Origin of the sequence: Shewanella chilikensis, assembly GCF_002836945.1 — a bacterium.
Lineage (GTDB): Bacteria > Pseudomonadota > Gammaproteobacteria > Enterobacterales > Shewanellaceae > Shewanella > Shewanella chilikensis.
The window spans coordinates 1-3,155 of sequence record NZ_NIJM01000096.1; the positions used below are offsets into that span (position 1 = coordinate 1).

General features: G+C 40.9%; 3 protein-coding genes. All 3 read left to right on the top strand.

Annotated elements, in window-relative coordinates; translation table 11 throughout:
- Positions 1-168: 168 nt before the first annotated feature.
- Positions 169-1,008, top strand: a complete 840-nt coding sequence (locus CX651_RS19560) for a hypothetical protein (protein ID WP_101057781.1) — start codon at positions 169-171, stop codon at positions 1,006-1,008.
- Positions 1,009-1,146: 138 nt separating this feature from the next.
- Complete coding sequence (locus tag CX651_RS19565) at positions 1,147-2,532, top strand: hypothetical protein (protein ID WP_101057782.1); 1,386 nt, start codon at positions 1,147-1,149, stop codon at positions 2,530-2,532.
- A 267-nt stretch (positions 2,533-2,799) separates the two neighbouring features.
- Complete coding sequence (locus CX651_RS19570; RefSeq protein WP_101057783.1) at positions 2,800-3,078, top strand: hypothetical protein; 279 nt, start codon at positions 2,800-2,802, stop codon at positions 3,076-3,078.
- Positions 3,079-3,155: the final 77 nt, after the last annotated feature.

Sequence of the window (3,155 nt, forward strand, 5' to 3'; positions counted from 1 at the left end):
ACGGTTTGGGGCGTCATATCGGGAGCTGCGGACCACTTAATCGCAGCTTCCCTAAGCACCGTACCTGTAAGCACTTACGAATTTCTCCAGAAAATACGTACCTTTCTAAAGTGACTACGCCTTTTTATGTTACCTCGATAAAAATGCTCAAATGATGAGGTGATTTTAATGCAGGGAAAGATACTCAATATCAGCGGTGCATACGTCCTGATCCGTGCTGAGAATCAGGACAAATTGGAGGTGCAACTCTCAGAGATTAAATCTGAGCTTACTCCCCGTGTTGGCGATGATGTTGACTTTGATCTGGTAGAAGGAAAAGTAGTGTCTGTTTATATACTCAGGCAATCCGCCTCTATTAACCAGCACCTCTCAGCAGCCAAAGATACCGCCAATCACATCTATCAACAAGTTAAAAGCAACATCAATGAAGACAGCCTGGAAAGAGCCAAAGCACTCGCCGCAAAAGCAACAGGCAAAGCCAAAGAAAAGCTACAAGCTATGGATCTGTCCAAAACAAAAGAGACATTGACCTCGGTCGAAATGCCAACGTTAAGTTCGGTATCCGGACTCTCGCTTCACAACAAATTTGCGCTCTTCACGCTGACATGCCTGTTTGTGTCAATGCTACTGCCAGCAGTTAACCTGGGATTCGATACGACGGTAAGTTACTGGAAGTTCGTTGACAACGTAACACTGCAAGTCATATTCATGCTGGCATCGGCTGTCAGTTTGGCTATTGGCGCCCCACGCTTTGTCAGCAAAACCCTGTGCGTGATCTGTCTGGTTACTGTTGTAGCGCCACTTTATGACGTTTATAACTCAATTTCGGAAGTTGTTGACGCAGGTCGAGAGTTCGGTATCAAAGAAAAAAGCATTACCAGTCAATTGATGAAAGCGATAGAGATTGGTTTACCAATACTGCTCATGTCGATTCTCCTCTTCTTCATTACAACCCTGTTGCCTCGCTACAAAACATCTTCCATGTTTTCTGTATCTTCAGATAACTAAACCCCAAACCTTAAAAATATAATTTAGAAATACAGCTACAAAAGCAGATTATTACATGTAATAACTGCGTTAACCGAACAAATAACAAAAATATATGGCGATAAGAGTTTAATAAGCTAGAAAAGTAAGGATTTTAAAGTGAAAAAAGATAAAAGTTACCTAACCATATTTTTCCTTGGATTAATAACATTAACAGGATGCAATAATTATCCTGACCAAGCAAAGCTCGATTTTCAATCAGATATACCCCAACACCAGATATCCTCAGCTGCAAAAAATGTACATCTGATCCCGGTAGACGATGGTGACCTAAAAGAGTGGTTGACACAGCTAAAAGAACTGGAACAAGGCACACTCAAGGAAATTCGTGGTCATGAAATCACGGATGAAACCTTCAACGACGTATTATCTATTGCTAAAAAGATGACTGAAAGTCCACTGGGAAAACGCCCTGCGCCGAACGGTGAAATAGGCACAGTCGCGCAGTTTCTTACACTAGAAGGCCAGCTTTATTTACACGATAAAACACTGAACGAGTCTATTAATAGACACAAAGCAGCGATTCAGAGCAACCAAGAAATCTTGGCACAATTGAAAGATGTACACGAACGCAGTTCAGCAGCAACCGCAAAGCTCAACGCCATATTGAAGCCATATGATGAAAAACTGGCAGCATTAAAATCCGAAGCCATATCCGCGCAAGAAGCTATGAATACTGCACTAAAGCAACTGAACCCACTGGGCTTTAATGTCAGAGATTTTAATATAAAAGCCAGTTGGATCAATTTCAAAGTAAATAATGATACTGCGCCTGATTGTGTGTCCATTATCGAAAATCGCTATAAAAATTATAGCCGCGCCGGTGGTATTCTGCCATTACCTGCCGTGAAAGGAGCCGATGGCAAATTTTATTGTTCCTATATGGATTCTATTGGTGGTGGGCAAAATACTCAGGCCCAGTTTGTTGCCGCACTGAAGTCCTCAGGCATAGACAAAGCGGTGATAAATTATGTTAAAGCATCGGTTCTATTGGACGTTGATACAGACTATGTAACCGACCAACGCAAAAATGCGGAACGAGCCGAAACTGACTTAAAATCCCAGATCAATTTGATGAGCTATTCAGAGCGCAGAACCTGGGAACAGGCACAAAAGAGAATTGAATCAGAGCAAGAATATATTAAAATGCTTGAGGACGATAATTCTGATGTTAATCGTCAACGAATTTATAGAGAAAACCTAGCCGACTCCGTTCAACAATTATTTACTCGCTATGCTATTTACCTGCTTGCTGAAGATCATGAATTACTTACTTTTGACGAAAATGGCGAACTGCAACTTACCGGGAGTGGCCAATATGTACTTATCAATGAGATTGACCCAACCAGACCAACCTATACATTGATTGACGCCAACAAGTTTAAGGAGCAGGAAGTTATGCTAATAGCATCAGCCCCTAGGCAATATGAAAAATTCAAAAATTTTGCACAAGGGCTGGCAGGAAGGCTATTTGAGAAAGGCTAAACATGAATACCTGAAAGTCCCTGTGTAATCACACAGGGACTTAACAATTCAACGATTAAAATAGTTACGTGGTGAAAAAAGCTAAAAATATTTACGGGAAATCTGTAAAAATACGTATCTTGCATTTATCATCGCTTTTTATATAAGTGCTCATAATATAAGAACCACCAACATGACCGTGACCGCTTACACCAAATCGACCATAAAGATCAATTAGTGTGTGCGTCAGGTTATAAATAGCTTATAAAAAAGCATGGAGAGTAACAGATGAATGACGCAATTAAACTAGCCCGCTTACAAAATGAAATGAAAAACTCAACCACGGCGTTAGTGCTGGGATTCTTCATTCCAGGTGCCGCCCAAATGTACGCTGGCAGTGTAGGATTCGGAGTTATTAATTTTATTCTTTGCGTGGTACTTGCTATCACTATTGTTGCCAGCCCTATTGCATTTATACTCTGGGCACTTTCAATGTACTGGGGCTATAAAGGTGTCATTGCATTCAACAATGAAGTGATCAAGAAGATGGAAAGTCAGGGAGCTTGACATATTTCAGTCAAGCCTAAGCGGTAGTGTTCATAAATCTGTGTCATTTGAGTAATATACACCCAAAAGGATATTCA